Raw genomic sequence first — 653 nt, forward strand, 5'->3', positions numbered from 1 at the left:
CACCGGCTCGGTCGTCAGCGTGCGGCAGTCGATCCGCAGCGCGTGGCCGGCCACGCCCGCGGCGCAGGCGAGCTGGTCGAGCAGGCCCGTCGCCGCCCCCACCCAGAGGTTCTCCGCCCGCTGGGCGAGCAGCGCGAGCTCCGTCGGCGCGGGCGTCAACCCGGCGAGATGCGCACCGGCCAGGGCGACGGCCAGCTCCAGCGCGGCCGAGGAGGACAGTCCCGCGCCGACGGGGATGTCGCTGGCCAGCGTGCCACGCCAGGGCACCAAGCCCCCTCCGGCGGGGAAGCTCGACCCGGCGGCGGCACGGGAGCTCCCCGATCCGGCGGCCAGCATCACCGCGACGCCCTCGACATACCGAACCCATCCGGGTGCCCGGGCGGACACCGGCGTGTCGAGGCCCGGCGGCGGCAGCGGGATCACGGCGGGCACCGCGTCCTGCTCGGACACCAGCCGGAGCTCGGGCGCCTCGTTACGGCGCAGGGCGATGCACAGCTCCCGGTCGATGGCCACCGGAAGGCAGAAACCGTCGTTGTAGTCGGTGTGCTCGCCGATGAGGTTCACCCGGGCGGGCGCGCGGACGAGGTGGGTGGGCCGCTCTCCGTAGGTCTCGACGTAAGTGTTCGGTGAACCGGTGGGATGTTGACTGGGTA

At 74.3% G+C, this 653-nt stretch carries 1 protein-coding gene; it reads right to left on the reverse strand.

The window, feature by feature from the left end; genetic code table 11:
* Window positions 1-653 (reverse strand): galactokinase (locus AC08ON_RS17395; protein WP_476617365.1); only part of this gene is annotated, 653 nt, incomplete at both ends.

This window comes from Frankia sp. CoWAU3, from assembly GCF_977971855.1.